This window comes from Tepidiphilus olei, assembly GCF_006980705.1.
In the GTDB taxonomy this organism is placed as follows: Bacteria; Pseudomonadota; Gammaproteobacteria; order Burkholderiales; family Rhodocyclaceae; genus Tepidiphilus; species Tepidiphilus olei.
Genome location: NZ_SBHO01000005.1, coordinates 155,027 through 173,542 on the forward strand (window position 1 = coordinate 155,027; position 18,516 = coordinate 173,542).

16 protein-coding genes and 1 pseudogene are annotated in these 18,516 nt (G+C 63.1%); 11 read left to right on the forward strand and 6 right to left on the reverse strand.

From position 1 onward, the window contains the following. The first annotated feature begins 57 nt into the window (after nucleotides 1–57). From EPD80_RS07310 to EPD80_RS07360, 11 genes are all read left to right on the forward strand, one after another. Nucleotides 58–387, forward strand: coding sequence for a type II toxin-antitoxin system PrlF family antitoxin (locus EPD80_RS07310; RefSeq protein WP_055424395.1), 330 nt, complete (start codon nucleotides 58–60; stop codon nucleotides 385–387). Continuing rightward, nucleotides 384–881 (forward strand): type II toxin-antitoxin system YhaV family toxin, encoded by a 498-nt coding sequence (locus tag EPD80_RS07315; protein ID WP_142810710.1) that lies wholly within the window; start codon nucleotides 384–386, stop codon nucleotides 879–881. Before EPD80_RS07310 ends, EPD80_RS07315 begins: the two co-directional genes overlap by 4 nt. Nucleotides 882–1,095: 214 nt before the next feature. Continuing rightward, a complete protein-coding gene (gene mads1 / locus EPD80_RS07320) occupies nucleotides 1,096–1,323 on the forward strand; it encodes a methylation-associated defense system helix-turn-helix domain-containing protein MAD1 (protein WP_055424393.1) in 228 nt (75 codons plus the stop codon). An 11-nt stretch (nucleotides 1,324–1,334) separates the two neighbouring features. Further along, nucleotides 1,335–1,802 carry a BREX-3 system P-loop-containing protein BrxF gene (gene brxF / locus EPD80_RS07325; protein ID WP_062194137.1) on the forward strand — a complete coding sequence of 156 codons (468 nt, stop codon included), beginning with the start codon at nucleotides 1,335–1,337 and terminating at the stop codon, nucleotides 1,800–1,802. A 12-nt stretch (nucleotides 1,803–1,814) separates the two neighbouring features. Further along, entirely contained in the window at nucleotides 1,815–5,540 is a 3,726-nt protein-coding gene (locus tag EPD80_RS07330; protein WP_142810711.1) for a DUF6079 family protein, read from the forward strand. 12 nt (nucleotides 5,541–5,552) lie between these two features. Then, nucleotides 5,553–6,218, forward strand: coding sequence for a hypothetical protein (locus EPD80_RS07335; RefSeq protein ID WP_142810713.1), 666 nt, complete (start codon nucleotides 5,553–5,555; stop codon nucleotides 6,216–6,218). Continuing rightward, nucleotides 6,215–8,983: a DNA methyltransferase gene (locus tag EPD80_RS07340; RefSeq protein ID WP_142810715.1), complete on the forward strand. Its 2,769-nt coding sequence runs from the start codon at nucleotides 6,215–6,217 to the stop codon at nucleotides 8,981–8,983. The genes EPD80_RS07335 and EPD80_RS07340 overlap by 4 nt, the downstream gene beginning before the upstream one ends. Nucleotides 8,984–9,002: 19 nt before the next feature. Beyond that, nucleotides 9,003–10,811, forward strand: coding sequence for a Fic family protein (locus EPD80_RS07345; protein ID WP_142810717.1), 1,809 nt, complete (start codon nucleotides 9,003–9,005; stop codon nucleotides 10,809–10,811). After that, nucleotides 10,808–13,741 (forward strand): helicase-related protein, encoded by a 2,934-nt coding sequence (locus EPD80_RS07350; RefSeq protein ID WP_142810719.1) that lies wholly within the window; start codon nucleotides 10,808–10,810, stop codon nucleotides 13,739–13,741. Before EPD80_RS07345 ends, EPD80_RS07350 begins: the two co-directional genes overlap by 4 nt. Then, nucleotides 13,738–15,732 carry a BREX-3 system phosphatase PglZ gene (gene pglZ / locus EPD80_RS07355; RefSeq protein WP_142810721.1) on the forward strand — a complete coding sequence of 665 codons (1,995 nt, stop codon included), beginning with the start codon at nucleotides 13,738–13,740 and terminating at the stop codon, nucleotides 15,730–15,732. The genes EPD80_RS07350 and pglZ overlap by 4 nt, the downstream gene beginning before the upstream one ends. Before the next feature lie 5 nt (nucleotides 15,733–15,737). Further along, the gene (locus tag EPD80_RS07360) at nucleotides 15,738–16,460 is read left to right on the forward strand and encodes a hypothetical protein (RefSeq protein ID WP_142810742.1); all 723 of its coding nucleotides are present in this window, start codon (nucleotides 15,738–15,740) and stop codon (nucleotides 16,458–16,460) included. Nucleotides 16,461–16,546: 86 nt separating this feature from the next. Here EPD80_RS07360 and EPD80_RS07365 read toward each other — a convergent pair whose 3' ends face one another. The 6 genes and pseudogenes from EPD80_RS07365 to EPD80_RS07385 form a co-directional block, all read right to left on the reverse strand. Beyond that, nucleotides 16,547–17,017: a lysozyme gene (locus tag EPD80_RS07365; protein WP_142810723.1), complete on the reverse strand. Its 471-nt coding sequence runs from the start codon at nucleotides 17,015–17,017 to the stop codon at nucleotides 16,547–16,549. Next, on the reverse strand, nucleotides 17,014–17,490 hold the full coding sequence (locus tag EPD80_RS07370; RefSeq protein ID WP_062537448.1) for a hypothetical protein: 477 nt from the start codon (nucleotides 17,488–17,490) through the stop codon (nucleotides 17,014–17,016). The genes EPD80_RS07365 and EPD80_RS07370 overlap by 4 nt, the downstream gene beginning before the upstream one ends. Then, on the reverse strand, nucleotides 17,487–17,777 hold the full coding sequence (locus EPD80_RS07375) for a DUF6127 family protein (RefSeq protein ID WP_142810725.1): 291 nt from the start codon (nucleotides 17,775–17,777) through the stop codon (nucleotides 17,487–17,489). Before EPD80_RS07375 ends, EPD80_RS07370 begins: the two co-directional genes overlap by 4 nt. Nucleotides 17,778–17,844: 67 nt before the next feature. Continuing rightward, complete coding sequence (locus EPD80_RS07380) at nucleotides 17,845–18,195, reverse strand: DUF2793 domain-containing protein (protein WP_024892232.1); 351 nt, start codon at nucleotides 18,193–18,195, stop codon at nucleotides 17,845–17,847. Further along, nucleotides 18,195–18,326, reverse strand: a complete 132-nt coding sequence (locus EPD80_RS11495; RefSeq protein WP_260677383.1) for a hypothetical protein — start codon at nucleotides 18,324–18,326, stop codon at nucleotides 18,195–18,197. The genes EPD80_RS07380 and EPD80_RS11495 overlap by 1 nt, the downstream gene beginning before the upstream one ends. 10 nt (nucleotides 18,327–18,336) lie before the next feature. Continuing rightward, nucleotides 18,337–18,477: pseudogene (locus tag EPD80_RS07385) on the reverse strand (transposase); the annotation flags it as partial. Nucleotides 18,478–18,516: the final 39 nt, after the last annotated feature.

The window sequence follows — 18,516 nt, forward strand, 5'->3', positions numbered from 1 at the left end:
ATTGACATGGCAATGCGGATGCATTACACTTATTCTGATAGCAGCCGGAGAACCGCCATGCCCGCCACCCTCGAAGCCGAATCGACGCTGACCGATCGCTATCAGACGACCGTGCCGGAAACCGTGCGCCGCGCGCTGCGCCTGGGCAAGCGCGACAAGATCCACTACACCATCCGCCCGAACGGTGAGGTGGTGCTCACGCGCGCGGCCCCCGGCGACAGCGACGACCCGGCGCTGATGCCGTTCCTCGGCTTCCTGGCCCGCGACATGGCCGAGCATCCCGAACGGCTCCAAGCGGTGGATGCCGGCCTCGCGCAACGCATCCAGGCGCTGGTCGGCGGTGTCGAGGTGGATCTCGAGGCTCCGCTGTCGGCGGATGATGAATGAGCGGCGCCCCGCTGGTCGTCAACGGCTGGGCCCTCTTCGCCCACCCGATCTTCCTCGACCAGCTTGACGCCCTGACCGCGCAGGTCGAGGCGCTCAGGCGCAAGGACCCGGCCGGCTACGCCAAGAAGAACGCCACCAAGCGCCTGGCGGCCATCGCCAAGCTGGCGTTCGAGGTCATCCCTCAGGACCCCGCCCGGCCGGAGTACCGCCAGGGCGACACGCTTGGGCCCGAGCACAAGCACTGGTTCCGCGCCAAGTTCTTCCAGCAGTACCGGCTGTTCTTCCGCTACCACGCCCGGGCCAGGGTGATCGTCTACGCCTGGGTCAACGACGAGGACACGAAGCGGGCCTACGACAGCGCCGACGACGCCTACCGGGTGTTCCGCAGGATGCTCAACAGCGGCCGCCCGCCGTCGGACTGGGGCCAGTTGCTGGCCGAAGCCCGTGCCGAGTCGGAGCGCCTTCGTCGGCTCGCGTCAGGGGGCGGGGCCTGAATTGTCGTACCACTGAAGTTGGTCTTCCAACCGATGCCACGCTGGGTGTTCGGCCACCGATCCCTGCATAGTGCCCTGGCTCACCTGCCGACCGCCTTGGCTATCTGTCATCCCCCCTCCCGCCGCTTGGCTGTTCAAAGATGCACAAGTTTGACGTATCCTTGCTAAGATTACCATCATCACCGGCCCCTGCCTGGTACCGGGTGAGGAAGCGATGAAAGACGACACTGGAGAGATATTCACGCTCGACGAGGTGGCTGCCTACCTCAAGGTAGGCAAACGCACGGTCTATCGCTTGGCGGCGGGCAGGAAGATCCCCGCATTCAAAGTCGGTGGCACGTGGCGATTCCGGCGCCAGGAAATCGACCTGTGGATCAAGAAGCAGACGGCGGAAGCCCAGGGCGACGATGGTCCTGGCGGGGCTCATGGCGGCAATGGGTGAAGGGCTGCCGGATGCTCACACGACTGGACCGTCTCGTAGACGAAATCGCGGCCCTGCACAGCAAGCTGATCCTGCTTGTTGGGCGCCCTGGATGCGGCAAGAGCGCGCTGCTGGCCGAGCTGGCCAATCAGCGCGGTATGAAGGTAATGAATGTCGGAGCGGTGTTGGGAAAGCGTCTCGCGGCGCTGCCGCAGCGGCAACGGGCGCTCCAGGCCAACGTCGCCCTGCGGGAGCTGGCAGATGAATATGCAAGCGGCGATCTACTCCTGCTCGACAACATCGAGCTGCTGTTTGATCAGTCGCTCAAGCTCGATCCGCTGGATCTGCTCAAGCGCCACGCTCATGCCCGGCGTGTGGTGGCGGTGTGGCCGGGAGAGTTACGGGATGGCCGCCTGATCTACGCGGAGATGGGGCATCCGGAATATCAGGACTACGGCCTCGACGGCCTGGTCCCGTTCGAGATTGAAACGGTGGGGTAAAGAGGAAAACGCATGCGCTACGGGGATCTCATTCAGTTCGAGCCGATCGAGTCGGTCATTCAGCTGCTCGACGCCAACCGGCCCGATGAGGCAAAGAAGCTCGTCGCCACCTACGTCATTTCCGACGACATGGCCGAGCGGATCACCAAGCAGATGATCCCGCAGCTCTCGTTCGACGAATCGGTCGACCACAAGGGTGTGCTCGTGGTCGGCAACTACGGCACCGGTAAGTCGCACTTGATGTCGGTGCTCTCGCTGATTGCCGAGGACGCTGCCTACGTCCCGATGATCCACCACCCCAAGGTCGCGGAGGCTGCCGGTTCGATCGCCGGCAAGTTCAAGGTGCACCGTATCGAGATCTCCAGCCAGATGTCCCTGCGCGACATCATCACGCAGGAGCTCGAGATCTTCCTGGAGAACCAGGGCGTCAGCTACGCATTCCCGCCGGCCGACAAAGTGGTCAACAACAAGGCCGCCTTCGAGGAGATGATGGCTGCCTTCGACGAGGTGCACCCCAACCATGGGGTCCTCCTCGTCGTTGACGAGTTCCTCGAATACCTGCGCTCCCGCAAGGACCACGACCTGGTGCTGGATCTGTCCTTCCTGCGCGAGATCGGCGAAGTCACCAAGCACCTGCGTTTCCGCTTTGTGGCCGGCGTGCAGGAAGCCATCTTCGACAGCAGCCGCTTCCAGCATGTGGCCGACAGTCTGCGCCGCGTGAACGAGCGCTTTACCCAGGTCCTGCTGGCCCGCCAGGACGTGAGCTTTGTGGTGGCGGAGCGTCTGCTCAAGAAGTCGGCGGACCAGCAGCACAAGATCCGCACCTACCTCACGCCTTTCGCCAAGTTCTACAGCAACATGAACGAGCGGATGGATGAGTATGTCCGCCTGTTTCCCGTCCATCCGGACTACATCGGCACCTTCGAGCGGCTGATCTTCACCGAAAAGCGCGGCGCGCTGGTCACTTTGCGCGACCAGATCCAGGCTCTCCTGGATGAGGAGGTGCCGACCGATCGCCCCGGCTTGATCGGCTACGACAAGTTCTGGGACACGGTCACCTCCAACTCGGTGCTGCGATCAGACCCGAATATCGGCCCAGTATTGAAGGTGGCCGAGGTGCTCTCCGAGCGCGTACAGAAGGCCTTCACTCGCCCCGCTTACAAGGCGATGGCCATGCGGGTGATCAAGGGGCTGTCCGTGCACCGCCTGACGACCGGCGGCGACATCTACGTACCGGTAGGCCCAACGGCCGAGGAACTGCGTGACACGCTTTGCCTGTACCAGCCCGGCATCGAGGATATGGGTGGTGAGCCCGCCGACGACCTGCTGACCGCCGTGCAGACGACCCTGCGTGAGATCGTCAAGACGGTCAACGGCCAGTTCATCTCCAAGGCACCGGACACCGAGCAGTACTACCTCGATCTCAAAAAGGACGTCGACTACGACGCCCAGATCGAGAAGCGCGCCGAAGCCCTGTCGGACGACGCGCTGGACCGCGCTTACTACAGCGCGCTCATGCAGCTCATGGAATGCACCGATGAGCATGCCTACGTCAGCGGCTACAAGATCTGGCAACACCAGGTCGAATGGCAGGAACGCCGCGTGGAGCGCAACGGCTACCTGTTCCTCGGAGCGCCCAACGATCGGCCGACCGCCCAGCCCGAGCGCGACTTCTATATCTATTTCATCCAGCCGTTCGAGCCGCCTCGTTTTCGCGACGAAGCCAAGCCGGACGAGGTGTTCTTCCGGTTGAAGGGTCTGGATGACGCGATCAAGCGTCATCTCTCGTTCTACGCCGCAGCCCAGGAACTGGCATCGACCGCTAGCGGTGCGGCGAAGGCCGTCTACCTGGACAAGGCCAAGGATGCCCTGCGCGACATGAGCAAGTGGCTGCAGGACAAGCAGATGACCGCCTTCGAAGTCACCTACCAGGGCAAGACCAAGACCCTGCAGGAATGGGCCAAGGGCGTGTCGATGCGCGACAAGCTCCGGTTGGGGCCGGATGAGCGCGCCAACTTCCGCGACATCGTCAACGTAACTGCCGGCCTTGCCCTCGGCACCCACTTCGCGGATCTGGCGCCGGAATATCCGACCTTCTCGGTGCTGGTCACCGAATCCAACCGCAAGCAGCTCATCACCAATGCTCTCAGGGCGCTGGCGGGCGGCACGCGCACCAAGGACGCCATCGCCATCCTCGATGCGTTGGAGATGCTGGACGGCGATCGCATCGAGCCCACGCGATCCAAGTACGCGCAGGAAGTGCTGAACCGGTTGAAGGCCAAAGGTCACGGCCAGGTGCTCAACCGCAGCGAGCTCATCAGCGGCGCCACCGACGTCGAGTACTTCGCGCCCGTGCGTTTCCGCCTGGAACCCGACCTGCTCGTGGCGGTGCTGGCCAGCCTGGTCTACTCGGGCGACATCGTGCTGGCGATTACCGGCGACAAGATCGACGCCGGCAAGCTGTCGCTCCTGGCCGAACGATCCTTGGACGACCTGATCCAGTTCAAGCACATCGAACCGCCCAAGGAAATCAATGTCGCCGTCCTGCGCTCGCTGTTCGAGCTGCTGGGATTGCCCAGTGGCTTGGCTCAGATGGCGACTCAGGGCAAGGAGGAGCCCGTCAAGGAGCTGCTGGATGCGGTCGCCAAGTTGGTCAACCGCGTGCTGACCGTCGGCACCGACCTGCGGAATCGCCTCAGCTTCTGGGGTCAATCCCTGCTGCGCGAAGAAGAGCTGCGCGACAGACAACAGAGGCTGGAAGCACTCAAGGGCTTCCTGGAAGGGCTGTCGCCCTACAACACTATCGGCAAGCTCAAGAATCTGCGCATCACCCAGGACGACATCGAGACTCAGAAGAAGAACCTCGATGCGCTTGCCGCAGTGGAGAGACTGCGTGACCTGGTTGCCGAGCTGGGCAATGTTGCCGCCTACCTCTCCCAAGCCGAAATGGTGCTGCCCGGCGATCATCCCTGGGTACAGCAGGCACAGGCTGCCCGCAAGGACATTCTCGACAAGCTCGCCGAGGACCGCAGTGCGCAGCATGCCGCTGAATACCGCCAGCGTCTGGCCACGTTGAAGAAGGACTACATCACCGCCTACGTGGCGCAACACAGCAAGGCCCGGCTCGGCGTGGCAGAGGACAAGACCAAGTCCGCTCTGCGCAAGGATCTGCGCATGGTGACCCTGCGCGCCTTGGCTGGCATCTCCCTCATGCCCACCGGCCAGCTCACCACCTTCGAAGACAGACTGGACAAGCTCAAGAGCTGCGCATCCCTGGTGGAAAGGGAGCTGGAAACAAGCCCGGTATGCCCGCACTGCGGTTTTCGCCCCGCCAACGAACAGGGCGACCTGCTGCCGGCCGCCAACGTGCTCAAGGCCCTGGACGACGAACTCGATCGTCTCCTGGAAGGGTGGCAGCGAACCCTACTGGACAACCTAGATGACCCGATCATTCAAGCGAACTTCGAACTGCTTAGACCTAAGCAGCGTGACCTGATCAAGGGCTTCCTTGCGTCGAAAGCCTTGCCGGATCCGGTCACGCCCGAGTTCGTCGCAGCGGTTCAGGAAGCGCTGTCCGGCCTCGAAAAGATCGTGGTCACCGGCGACGACATCAAGAGGGCGCTGCTCGCTGGTGGATCCCCCGCGACGCCCGAGGATCTGCGCAAGCGTTTCGAGTCGTTCCTGAGCGAGCGCTGCAAGGGCAAGGATGCCGGCAAGTTGCGGTTTGTCATCGACTGATGCGCGGCGAAGATGAGCCCGGTAATTGATGTGAGCCAGATAACGATGCCCGCCAACTTGTCCGAATGGCTGACGCTCGCGAACGTCCTATTGACCGCGATATTCGCCGGCCTGACGTTCTTCATCCTGCGCGCAAACCGTGCGGCCGTTGCAGCAATGCGCGACCAGATGGCTGACCAGAATCGGCCCTATGTCTGCGTGACGGTACAGGTTCGTCTCGGGACACCGGTGTTGCAGCTGCTTATCAGGAACGTCGGCCGCTCGCCAGCGGAGAACCTTCGATTGCATATCGACCGGGACTTCTACCAGTTCGGGGAGCGGTCGAAGGCGCGCAATCTGGCCGAGCATTCTGCGTTTACCAAGCCGATCGACTGTCTTCCGCCGATGTCGGAACTGCTCTTCGATCTCGGTATGGGATTCAAGATCTTCGCGGAGGACGCCGATCCTGTAGTCTGTCCGCTCACCTTTGTTGTCTCGGCCGAATACTGGCACGGCAAGAGCAAGTACAGCGAAAAAACGCATGTTGATCTGCAGCCCTACATCGGCACCAGCGTTCCCTACCATCCAGTAGTGGACGAACTGCAGCGAGTCAGAAAATCCATCGACAACCTCAGTGGTGCAGTCAAGCAGTCTGCGAATTCACTGATTCAGGCCGGCCGCGCCGAGAACAAAGAATGAGCACCCTATTCAAGAGCACAAAAGGCGATAACGCCCCCGTCGAATGCCTGGGCCTGTCCTTTCCCAACGACCAGGCGCGCCGTGATCACTTTCTCAAGCTGCTCGCCGAAAAGCTGAAGGACCCGGAATTCCGCAAGCAGGAAGGTTTTCCGCAGGGAACGGATGAGGCCATCCTCGCCATGTCCGATCCGCCGTACTACACCGCCTGCCCGAACCCGTGGCTCGCGGACTTCGTCAAGCACTACGGCAAGCCCTACGACCCGAACGAACCGTACCGGCGCGAACCGCTGGCCATCGACGTCTCGGTGGGCAAGACCGACCCGATCTACAAGGCGCATTCCTACCACACCAAGGTGCCGCACCTGGCCATCGTGCCGTCGATCCTGCACTACACGCAGCCGGGCGACCTCGTGCTCGATGGCTTCGCGGGTTCGGGCATGACGGGCGTGGCCGCGCAATGGTGCGGATCGGCGCCAGCCAGCTACCGGCACGAGATCGAGATGGCTTGGAAGAAGGAAGGCCGACCGGCGCCCAGGTGGGGCGCGCGGCGTGTGGTCCTGAACGACCTGTCGCCCGCGGCCACCTTCATCGCCGCCAACTACAACCTGCCGTTCGATGTGGACGCCTTCGCCAGGGCAGGCAAGCAACTGCTCGATGAGCTGGAAGCCGAAATCGGCTGGATGTACGAGACCCTGCACTCGGACGGCAAGACCAAGGGGCGGATCGAGTATACGGTCTGGAGTCAGCTCTATAGCTGCCCCGAGTGCGCCGGCGAAGTGAATTTCACCGAGGAGGCGTTGGATGAGGAGTCCAAGCGAGTCAAGGACGCCTTTCCCTGCCCGCATTGCGGTGCCGAGCTCACCAAGTCTCGGCTCGAACGACTGTATTCGACCAAGCTTGACCCGAGCACAGGCAAGACGATCCAGGTACCCAAACGTGCGGCGACACTGATCTCCTACAGTGTCGGCAAGACCCGCTACGAGAAGAAGCCGACCGCCGACGACCTGGTAGTCCTCCAGCGTATCGAGGCATTGCTGCTGCCATCCCAGGTGCCGACCATCGAAATCCCGCCCATGCACATGACGCACGAGCGGGCACGCATGGACTACGCGGGAGTCACCCACATCCACCACTTCTTCCTGCCCCGCGCCGCGCAGGCCATGGGCAAGCTATGGGAAAAGGCAAAGGCGCATCCCGATGCGCGCATCCGGGCGTTCTTGCTGTTCATGGTGGAGCAAGGGATAGGCCCCATGTCCGTGCTCAACCGATACCGCGCAAATCAAACCTCTCAATCCAATCAAATACTGACTGGTGTTTATTACGTTCCATCGCAAATAGCCGAAATATCGGTTTCCTATCGTTTTGCAAGTAAGCTGAATCAACTGGTCAAAACCTTCCGCTCGCTAGAAGTCGGCGCTGGCCAGACGGCGATCAGCACCGGCACGGCTGCCCGGCTGTCGCTGCCCGACGATTCGGTGGATTACATCTTCACCGACCCGCCGTTTGGCGAGAACATCTACTACGCCGATCTCAACTTCCTGGTCGAGTCATGGCACGGCGTGGTGACCGACGCCCAGCCGGAGGCCATCATCGACCGCTTCAAGCACAAGGCGCTGCCCGAGTACCAGCATTTGATGCAGCGCTGTTTCGCCGAATACCACCGCGTGCTCAAGCCCGGCCGCTGGATGACCGTGGTGTTCTCCAACAGCCGCGCCTCCGTCTGGAACGCCATCCAGGTGGCCTTGCAGCAGGCCGGGTTCGTCGTGGCCGAGGTCACCGCCCTGGACAAGGTGCAAGGCAGCTATCGGCAGGTGACGTCCACGACAGCCGTGAAGCAAGACCTGGTGATCTCCGCCTACAAGCCCAACGGCGGGCTGGAGCAGCGCTTTGCCGAGCGCGGCGCGTCCGAAGCCTCGGCCTGGGATTTTGTGCAGACGCACCTTCGATATCTCCCGGTGGCCAAGACCAAGCACGGCGAATTGGAGTTCATCGTCGAGCGCGACCCGCGGCGTATCTACGACCGGATGGTGGCCTGGTTCGTGCGCCACGATGCGCCGGTGCCCCTGTCGTCGGACGAGTTCTTGAGTGGCCTGCGCAGCCGCTTTCCAGAGCGCGACGGTATGGTCTTCCTGCCCGAGCAGGTGGCCGAGTACGACAAGAAGCGCGCGCAAACCGCCCAGGCGCCGCAGATGGAGCTGTTCGTTTCCGACGAGCGCAGCGCCATCGACTGGTTGGCTGACTTCCTGAAAAGACGTCCCTCGACTTACCAGGAGATTCACCCTGAGTTCACCACCCAACTCGGCGCCGGCTGGAAGAAGCATGAGGCCAAGCCGGAGCTGATGGCGCTCTTGGACAACAACTTCCTGAAGTACGACGGATCGGGGGAAGTCCCGAGCCAGATCCACGCTTACCTTTCGTCCAACTTCAAAGAGCTGCGCGGGCTGGAGAAGAGCGACCCACGCCTGATCACCAAGGCCAAGGATCGCTGGTACGTGCCGGATCCGAACAAGGCGCAGGATCTGGAGAAGAAGCGCGAAAAGGCACTGCTGAAGGAGTTCGAGCAATACCAGCAACACAGCGGCCGCAAGCTCAAGGAGTTCCGGCTGGAGGTGCTGCGCGCCGGCTTCAAGGACGCATGGAGCAAGAAGGACTACGCAACCATCATCAAGGTCGCCCAGAAGATCCCGGACGAGGCGCTGCAGGAAGACGAGAAGCTGCTGCTCTGGTATGACCAGGCGCTGACGCGCACGGAGGCTGGTTCCTGATGGCGATTGAGGTGCCACGATGAACCAGGATGAGCTGCTCGCGCGCCTGAACGGCTTCGAGTGGAACGATTTCGAGTGCAAACGCGCGCAGCGCGGCGTGCCCGAGGACGCCTACAAGACCGTCTCGGCCTTCGCCAACACGGCCGGAGGCTGGCTGGTGTTCGGCGTGAGCGAGCGCGACGGGGAACTGGAAATCACCGGGGTCGAGGAGCCGGACAAGGTGCAGAACGATTTTCTGGCTGCGCTGCGTGGCGGTCAGAAGTTGAACCGCGTCATCGCCGTTGAGCCGCGGAAGTTCGAGATCGACGGCAAGCATATTTTCGCTTTCCACGTGCCCGAGTCATCCCGGGCCGACAAGCCGGTCTATCTCAAAGGTGATCCGCGCCAGAGCTACATCCGCCGAGGCGCGGGCGATGAACAATGCACCCCAAGCGAGCTCGAGCGTTTCCTGCGCGATGCCGCACAGGATCGCTATGACGGTATGGCGCTTCCGGACATCCCGGTGGATCGCTGCTTCGACCTGGAGACGGTCAAGTGGTATCAAGCGCAGTTCGCCCGTCGCAATCCGGAGCACCCGGAGATCGCAGACCCGATCGAGTTTCTGCTCAACTGGAATTTCATCGTCGAACAGAGCGGCAGCATGCTGCCCACCCGCGCAGGCGTATTGCTGTTTGGCGATGGGCGCTATGTGCGGCAGATTCTGCCGCGGCCGGTGCTGGACTATCAGCGCATCGACACGCCCTTCGACCAGTGGTCGGCGGATCAGCGCTGGCATGACCGCTACGTCTTCGAGGAGAACATATTCCAGACATGGCAGGGCCTGGTTGCCCGCTACATGCGGATCGCCGAGCACCCGTTTTCGCTCGACCCCGCGACACTTCGCCGCAATGACGATCCGCCCGACTATGTGGCCTTCCGGGAGGCTGCGATCAACCTGCTGATCCATCAGGACTACGGCGATCACGGACGTAAAGCATCCATTCGGCTGTTCGCCGACCGCACCATCTTCTGGAATCCCGGCGATGCCTTTGCGACCGAGGCGGAACTTCTGGACCCGACGGAGAAAGAAGTACGCAACCCGACCATTGTGAAGGCGTTCCGGCGAATCGGGTTGTCGGATCAGGCGGGAACAGGCATCCGCGCCATCTTCCGCAACTGGCACGACCTGGGGCGCGTACCGCCGAAATTGAAGAACGACAAGGCGCGTAAAGAGTTCGAGCTGGTGCTTATCAACAGGCCGCTGGTCACCGAGGCGATGCAGCGTTTCCGCCAGACCATCGGGGTGAACCTGACCCGAGAGCAGGCGGACGTGCTGGCCCTCGGGCTCGGACGCTCAGCTGGTGAGCGTATCAGCCTGACCGATATTCGCGGGCTGGGTGTAAGCACGACGCAGCAGGCCAAGCAAATCGCCGATTTCCTGGTTCGTCAGCAGTTGCTTCAGCCAGTGAGCGAGACTCTGTTCGAGGTACGGGATGCGCTGCGGCAACGATTCGCCCGGGCGACTGAACAAGTCACCCCGCAAGTGCCCCCCCATGTCACCCCCCATGTCACCCCCCATGTCACCCCCCATGTCACCCCCCAAGTGACCCCACAAGTTACCCCGCAAGTCCTCGCGCTATTGAGAAAGGCTACGGGGGAGATGGCACGGCAGGAACTGATGGACGCCTTAGGTCTTAAGGACCGCAAGCACTTCGGGGATGCCTATCTCCAGCCCGCTCTGGAGGCCGGTTTGCTGGAAATGACGATTCCCGACAAGCCCCAGAGCAGCAAGCAGCGGTACCGCTTGACCGAACAGGGACGGGCAGTGCTCAAGAAGGATGAGGCATGAGTGGCGGTTTCGCCATCGGCGACTGGTGCTGGCATGCCCGGCAGGCGTCGCCCTGCCGGGTGATCGACCGCCAGGACGTGTGGGGGGGGGTCGCCTACCGCGTCTGGCTGCCGGCCAAGGACGCCGTGGTGCGTGCCCGCGCCCAGGATCTGGGCGAACTGACCAGTGTGCGCCCGACCGTGGAGCAGATCCTGCACGCGGCGGCCGCGGCCAAGCTGCTCGACGCGCTGGAAGACAACCTGCTGCTGGCGCCGATCCAGTCCAGCGTGGTGCCGCTGCCGCACCAGCTCTACGCGTTGAACCGCGCCATGAGCCGCGATCGCATCCGCTACCTGCTGGCGGACGAGGTGGGCTTGGGCAAGACCATCGAGGCAGGCTTGATCCTGCGTGAGCTCAAGCTGCGTGGGATGGCGCGGCGCGTGCTGGTGGTGGCGCCGAAAGGACTGGTGCGCCAGTGGCAAGCCGAAATGCGGCTGCACTTCGGCGAGCACTTCCGCTTCGTCGAGCCATCGGAACTGGCCGCGTTCCGCCAGTGGCGTGAAAACGACCCTGGGGAGTTTCAGCGAAGCTACAACGGCACCCAGAACGATGAGAACCTCTGGCGCATGCACGACCAGGTAATCGTTTCGCTCGACTCGGTCAAACCCATCGAGGGCCGACGCGGCTGGAGCCTGGAGCAACTGAACACGTACAACCGCGAGCGCTTCGAGGATCTGATCTCGGCAGGCTGGGATTTGGTGATCATCGACGAGGCACACCGCCTCGGCGGCAGTACTGAGCAGGTTGCCCGCTACAAGCTCGGTGCCGCCTTGGCCGAGGCCGCTCCCTACTTGCTGTTGCTATCCGCGACGCCGCATCAGGGCAAGACCGACCAGTTCATGCGGTTGATGCAGTTGTTGGACCGAGAGGCGTTTCCGGACGAAGGCAGCATCGACCGCGATCGGGTGCGCCCGTTCGTGATCCGCACAGAGAAGCGGGCCGCCATCGACGCCGATGGCCAGCCGCTGTTCAAGCCTCGGTCCACACGACTTCACCCGGTAGCTTGGCAAGAGCGGCATGCCGCTCAGCGAAGGCTCTATGAGGCCGTGACGGACTACGTCCGGCACGGCTACAACCAGGCGATGGCTGCCAAGCAGCGACACATCAGCTTCCTCATGATTCTGATGCAGCGCCTGGTGACGTCCAGTACGGCCGCCATCCGCGCCACCCTGGAGAAGCGCCAGGCCGTGCTGGAGGCGCCTCAGGCGCAGGCGAACCTGTTGTCGGGCCCATCCCTGGACCCGCCCCCTTCGGGGCCAGCCTGGCGGCTGTCCAAAATCGCTCCCGGCGATTTTGTCGAGGCGGTGGACCCGGATGAATGGGCAGAGCTCGACGGCCAGTCCCAGCTCGACATTGCCGTGCAGGCCAGCGGGTGGGAGCGGGAGAAGTCGGAGGTCGAGATGCTGCTGGATCTCGCCCGCGAAACCGAGCGACAGGGGACGGATGCCAAGGCAGAAGCGCTGTTGGAGTTGATCTACAGGCTCCAGCAGGAGGAGAACGACCCGCAGCTCAAGGTGCTGGTCTTCACCGAGTTCGTTCCCACCCAGGCCATGCTGGCGGAGTTCCTGGAGAGCCGGGGCTTCTCCGTGGCACTGCTCAACGGCGAGATGGACCTGGACGCGAGAACCCGCGCCCAGCAGGCCTTCTCACGAGATGTCCGGATCCTGATCTCCACCGATGCCGGCGGCGAGGGCCTGAACCTCCAGTTCTGCCATGTCATCGTCAACTTCGACATGCCGTGGAACCCGATGCGGCTGGAGCAGCGCATCGGCCGGGTGGACCGCATCGGCCAGCCCCATGTCGTGCGAGCGATCAACCTCGTGCTGGAAGACACGGTAGAGCACCGGGTGCGCGAGGTGCTGGAGGAGAAGCTCGCCGTCATCGCCCAAGAGTTCGGTGTCGACAAGGCAGCCGACGTGATGGATTCGGTGGAGGTGGAGCCGCTGTTCGACGAGCTGTTCGTGCATGGACTGCAAAACCCAGCGTCGATCGACAAGGAATGTGATGCGGTCATCAGCCAGGTGCGCGAGAAGGTCGCCGCCAGTCGCAAAGACACCGATCTGTTGACGGAAGACCACGCGCTGGAAGCAGACGATGCCCGCAAGTGGCGGGATCATCCAGCGCAGTATTGGTTGGAGCGTGCGATCACCGCCGGGTTGCCTGCGAGAGGTGGAGCGGCTGAGAAGGCAGGCGACGCTTGGCGCGTGAGGTGGGCGGACGGGAGCGAGTCACCCCGTGTCTGCTTCGACGCGCGCACCGCCGAACAGAACCCTGAGATGGAGTGGATCACGTTGGAAGATCCACGTGCCCGCGCAGTCATCAGCGAACTGCCGCGCTGCGTGGCGGGCCAGCCCCTGCCGATTGCGGCAGTCAGCGGCTTGCCCGATACGGTGCACGGCGTGTGGTCGCTGTGGGAGATCAGCATTAACGCGTCCAATCTCTCTGAGAACTTCAACCGGCGGCGATTCTTGCCCGTGTTTGTTACCGACGATGGCCGCACCTTCGTGCCGACCGCCAAGCGGATCTGGGATTTGCTGCTGACCGAGAACGTGACGCTCGCCCCGAAGGTCGAGGTAGAGCATGCCTTGGCCTGCTTCGAAACGTCGCTGGCTGCGGCCAAGGCACAGGGTGAGCGGCTTTTTACCGAGCTGCTGGAGGAGCACCGTGCCTGGCTCGCCGAGGAGCGTGAACGGGCGCGCTACGCCTTCGAGGCGCGTTACCAGGCAATCGGTCGGATCGGCCTTCCCGCCGTCAGGGAGCACCGCCGCAAACGGCTCGTAGCTGAGCACGAGGCACGCATGGCAGCGCTGGCGATTGCTACAGCCTGCACGCCGGATCTCAATGCGGTGCTGATGCTTCGCATTGGTCACCCGGGAGGTACGCCAGCATGACCGCCTGGGTTGACCGCATCCTGACGGAGTTTCCCGCCGATCTGGCCCGGCTCTGGATCGTTGCCGACCCGGACGATGTGCTGCTGGATGAGCAGGTGTTGTCGGGATTGCGTGAGCACGGCTTTGAAGTACTGCCCTTCGAGGACAGCATCGCGTTCCGGGCAGAGTACGAGGAGCGCTATCGGGCGGCGTGGGATCGCGGCGAGCCAGGTCCCTCCCGTGCCTTGATCCTCCATCTGCGGGGAATGAACGTCGCCGACTTGCCTTGGGACTACCTGCGTCAGGCGCGCAAGCTCTCCTTGAGTCTCGCTGAGTTGTTCCCTAGGCTGAGCTATACCGTGGTGAGGCAGCTGGGTAGTGAGATGCTGCCCGCGCTGTTCGAGGCGCAGGCGAGGCACGCGCATCAGTCGCTGGGCGAAGCGGCGACCAAGGAGTTCGTGCTGACGCACATCTTCCGGATCAGCCCCCACTTGATCACGCGCCCGGAGGACTTCTGGCGTGAGCTCCTTCGTCTCCATTACCGCAAGGCGGCCCTTCCGCCTGTGCTCGCGCAGCACGTGGAGCAAGTGGTCGGTGAGCATGACGCCTTCAAGGGCATACCCATCGCCGACTTGTTTGCGCACAAGAGCCTCACGCTGCGTGTCGTGCAGGAAGCCTGGTTTCGCTATCTCACCAAGCTGGGAGTCACTGGAACCCGCACTGGTGAACCCACGCCGCCGGATTACGTCGCAAAACTCGACCTGCCTTTCGACCACCATGACGTCCGCGTGATCGTCGACTCAATGTTCCTGGATGGCACGCTGCACCCGCTGGTGGTCCAGGGCGTACCGGCCACCCTGCCGGAGTGGGCCAAGGCGGGTGTGGTGCAGGATCCGGCGTCGATGCGGAACCTGGTGTTTGAAGGCATCAAGAGCCTGAAGGCGGAAGTGCCGACCATCGAGTCACCGCACCGCGACTGGACCCATTTCTCGCGTCGCCTAGGCGAAGTCATCTCACGGTTTCACCGATTGGATGCAGCCCGAGCGGAAAGCATCAAGGACGCGATGCGAGACCTGGCTATCTCCGCCGACGATCGGTTGCGTGAATGGGTAGGCAAGCATTATGCGGACCTGCCGTCATTGCCCGCCGCCAAGGGACCGATCATGGTCCACCATGTGCCGAGGTATCTGGCGATGCGCCGGGGCAACGGCGAGAAGAAGATCGCGCTGGTGGTATTTGACGGGCTGGCCGTAGATCAGTGGATACTGATCCGGGAGACCGTGGTCAGTCGGTCGCAGCGGCTGATGTTCGACGAGAGTGCCTGCTTTGCGTGGCTGCCAACCCTGACTTCAGTGTCCCGGCAGGCACTGTTCTCCGGCTTGCGTCCACGTGAGTTCGCCGACAGCATCGAATCAACCTCTCAGGAACCGGCGCAGTGGACACGGTTCTGGCAGGACCATGGTCTTCGCGCAAATGAGGTGCTGTACCGCAGGTCGATCAAACGCACCGATGACCTCCCCGCGCTTGAAGCAGCCCTGACCCATCCGTCTCTGAAAGTGGCTGGCCTTGTCGTGGACACCGTCGACGAGATCATCCATGGGGCAGTGCTTGGAAAGCGTGGCATTGCAGCCCAGATCGCAAGCTGGTGCGAGTCGGGCTTCGTGGATCGTCTATTCTCGATGCTGCTGGACAACGGATTCCACGTCTACCTAACCGCAGACCACGGCAACGTCGAAGCGGTGGGCATTGGCCGCCCGAACGAAGGGGTCGCGTCTGAGCTGCGCGGGGAGCGTGTCAGGATTTATCGCAGCGAGACTTTGATCGCGGAGACGGCGGCAGCCAATCCGAAGACCTTCCGTCTGGATGTCGCTGGACTTCCGGCGAGCTTCATGCCGCTATTCGCAGGAGGACGCGGAGCGTTCGTACCGAAGGATGACCAGATCGTGGTTCATGGCGGTGTCTCTGTAGAGGAACTAATCGTGCCCTTCGTGAAAGTGAGCTACGCGAATTGAATCGAATGGCGTCGTCATCACCCCAGATTGGCTTTGATCGCTTTATAGCGATCGAATGGGCAGCTGCCGCGCTCAAGGTGCGCGCCGAACTCGGCACGCTCGATGAGCTGAATGCCCTGCTGGATGCTGCTGGACTGGGTGTAGCAGCACGAAAGAAGACACGGACCGTGCTGAATCGTTTGTGGCTTGCGCCACGCCCGGAACTCGCCGACTTCGCCGAGCGTGGCGTCGCGATCTTAAAGGCCGACCCGAGCGTCCCTATCGCCGCCCTGACTTGGGGCATGGCCATTGCCACCTATCCGTTCTTCGGCAAGGTGGCGGAGCTGGTGGGGCGCCTCTCGGCGCTGCAGGGTGATTGTGCTTCGGCGGAAGTCCATCGCCGAATGAGCGAAGCCTATGGCGAGCGTGAAGGCACGTACCGGATGACCAACATGGTGCTTCAGTCGCAGGCAAGCTGGGGCGCGATCGAGCGCGTCGAGAAGGGCAAGCGCCTCGTGCGCATGAAGCCGATCGTGGTCAGCGACGAGCAGGCCGTAGTTTGGTTGGTCGAGGCCGCCCTGCGTTACGTCGGCAAAGCGGTGTCCGTCTCTGCCCTATCGTCTCAGGTCGTCCTCTATCCATTCGTGCTCGATCAGCCGCTGGGGTACCTCGTTTCGAAGAGCCCGAACCTGGCCGTCCATTCCCAAGGGTCAAGCAGCCAAGTGGTTTCCTTGAAAGCGAGTGAGTGAATGACTGCGCAGCGATGTAAGATCGCAGCATGGGAATCGGTCCATAACGGCCCCTGACAGGTTGACAAAGGATGCAGTTCCTACGGTCAACGCCGTTCTGTGATGAGGAGCAAAGCAACTTCAGCTTCGCGCCGGGTAACGAGACCAGGAAGCACCCTTCCTCCGCCGTATACCCACCTTCTCAGCTCCCGCGCAGAAGCATCCCAGTCCCGCTGATTGACCCGCCGCCGCAGCGTCGAGGTCTGCAGCCGCCCGGCGCCGAGGTTGAAGGTGAAGTCCACGATGGCCGCGAGCCGCTCTTCCGGCTCGGTGGCCAGCACCGGGCAGTAGCGCAACGTGGCGGCGAGCGCCACCTTCAGATCCTGGGCGAGGTAGGCCTCGGCCTCTGCTTCGGTGATCGGCGGGTGCTTCGGATCGCAGAGGTGACCATAGCCGATCGTCGGATAGCCGGCCGGACAGATGTACGGATAGGCGCGGTTGGGATCGTGCTTGGGCACGCGGTGGAAGCCCTCAAAGCGCTTGGCCAACTCGATGGCCGCTTGCGGCACGGGGATCACGGCCGCACCCGGTCGAACACGCGGCCGAGGAACCAGAAGTTCAGCACCCCGGCCCACAGGGCCTGGTCGGCCTCGGTCCAGGCCGCCTGGATGGCGGGGATCCAGTCCGCCCCGGCCTCGATGGCACCCACGAAGGCGGCAGTCTTGGCCGCGCAGTACAGCGCCATGAACCAGTAGGTGATCACCGGACGGACGCTGCTGGACAGCGCATCGGCCCACTTCACGCCCGAGGGCCGCCCCTGCGCCGCAACCGCCTCGCGCAAGGCCTCGATGGCTCCGGTGTTCCATGCTGCGTCGGCCCCGGCGCCGATCTCGGCCATGCGCTGGGCGCCGCGCAGCTTCTCGAACTCCAAGGCCTTGTCCTGCATGGCGAGTTCATGGCTGCGCTCGCCCTTGCGGTCGATCCACTTCAGCACTTCGGGCGCCAAGCGGAAGGCCCCGCCGAGGAGGCCGCCAAGCAGGGTCTCGATCATTGCCCGCCCCCGAACATCTTGAGCTTGATGACGGCGCCCGCGACTAGCGCCAGGAGGAAGCCGGTGGTGACGAGCCGGATCACGGTCTGCCAGGCGGTGTGCTTGGCGGCGTTGAAGGCTTCGAGCAGGCCGCGCAGCTCGCGGATATCGTGGGCGGCGTCCTCGCCGTCAAGGCCGACGTCGGCAAGGGCGCGCCTCGCGCCGTGTTCGGCTGCGCGTGCGAGCAGCTCCTCGAACTCGTCGCGCGGCATGACGACCATGCCGTCTTGCAGAGTGGGTGGGCTCATTGCTGGTCTCCAGAAACGAAGAACCCGCCGGGCGGCGGGTTCGGTGGATGCAGTAAAGAGAATGCGATCAGACGGCGATGCCGGGGCTCCAGCCGGTCGCTTTGTAGACGGAGAGCACGCCCTCGTCCTCGACGAAGCAGGTCCAGCCGATCTTGGGGGCGTGGTACTCCCACGCACCGGCGATGCGCACCGCGATCTGGTCGGTGCGACCCGCCCAGGCGCCGGTGGCGGTTGCCGGGACGATGTAGCGATCGCCGTCCACGGGTGTCGCGGGTGGGGTGGCGAGATCGCGGTCCTTGACCGACAGGCCCACCACGGCGCCGAGCCGCTTCAGGTTGGCGTCCATGCCGCCGTTCCAGTTGTGTTCGCCCTGGGCCCAGCCGTAGGCGAGGCCGAGGTTCGGGTCATTCAAGGCCATCAGACACCTCCGTAGTAGTCGCCGTAACGCAGGCCGTAGCCGGTACGGTCGAATTCGATGACGTGTTTCTGCCAGGACACGTGGCCGGGTTGTGCAACCTTTTTTCTGTAAATTTCCGTGGTGTTGGTCATGACGCTGGGGTTACGGGTTGAGGTTGAGATAGACCTTGCCGGTCATCCACTCGTCGTCGAGTTCGGCCAGAAGCGCCGAGACCAGGCGCAGGCAGGAATCCATGTTGGGGAAGATGCTGGCCACCCGGGTGCGTCGTCGCAGTTCCCGGTGTCGGGTAGCAGGACGGCATTACTGCCGCCCCGCCCCCTA